Here is a 596-nt window from a genome sequence, read left to right on the forward strand (position 1 = left end):
GGCAAGACCGCAGTCGTCACGGGCGCCGCGAGCGGCATCGGCAAGGAAATCGCACTCGAGCTCGCGAAAGCGGGCGCGGCCGTCGCGATCGCCGACCTGAACCAGGACGGCGCGAACGCGGTCGCTGACGAGATCGTCAAGGCGGGCGGCAAGGCGATCGGCGTCGCGATGGACGTGACGAACGAGGAAGCCGTGAACAGCGGTATCGACAAGGTGGCCGAAACGTTCGGCTCGGTCGACATCCTCGTGTCGAACGCGGGCATCCAGATCGTCAATCCGATCGAGAACTATTCGTTCGCCGACTGGAAGAAGATGCAGGCGATCCACGTCGACGGCGCGTTCCTCACGACCAAGGCCGCGCTGAAGCACATGTACAAGGACGATCGCGGCGGTGTCGTGATCTACATGGGTTCGGTGCACTCGCACGAAGCGTCGCCGCTGAAGTCGGCGTACGTGACGGCCAAGCACGGCCTGCTCGGCCTGGCCCGCGTGCTGGCGAAGGAAGGCGCAAAGCACAACGTGCGCTCGCACGTCGTGTGTCCGGGCTTCGTGCGCACGCCGCTGGTCGACAAGCAGATTCCGGAGCAGGCGAAGGA

1 protein-coding gene is annotated in these 596 nt (G+C 65.3%); it reads left to right on the plus strand.

Features of this window, described 5'->3' with window-relative positions; all coding sequences use genetic code 11:
• A partial coding sequence (locus QZM35_RS38120; RefSeq protein WP_143329964.1) for a 3-hydroxybutyrate dehydrogenase occupies positions 1–596 on the plus strand: 596 nt, incomplete at both ends.

Origin of the sequence: Burkholderia sp. AU45274 (genome assembly GCF_030482505.1) — a bacterium.
Classification (GTDB): Bacteria; Pseudomonadota; Gammaproteobacteria; order Burkholderiales; family Burkholderiaceae; genus Burkholderia.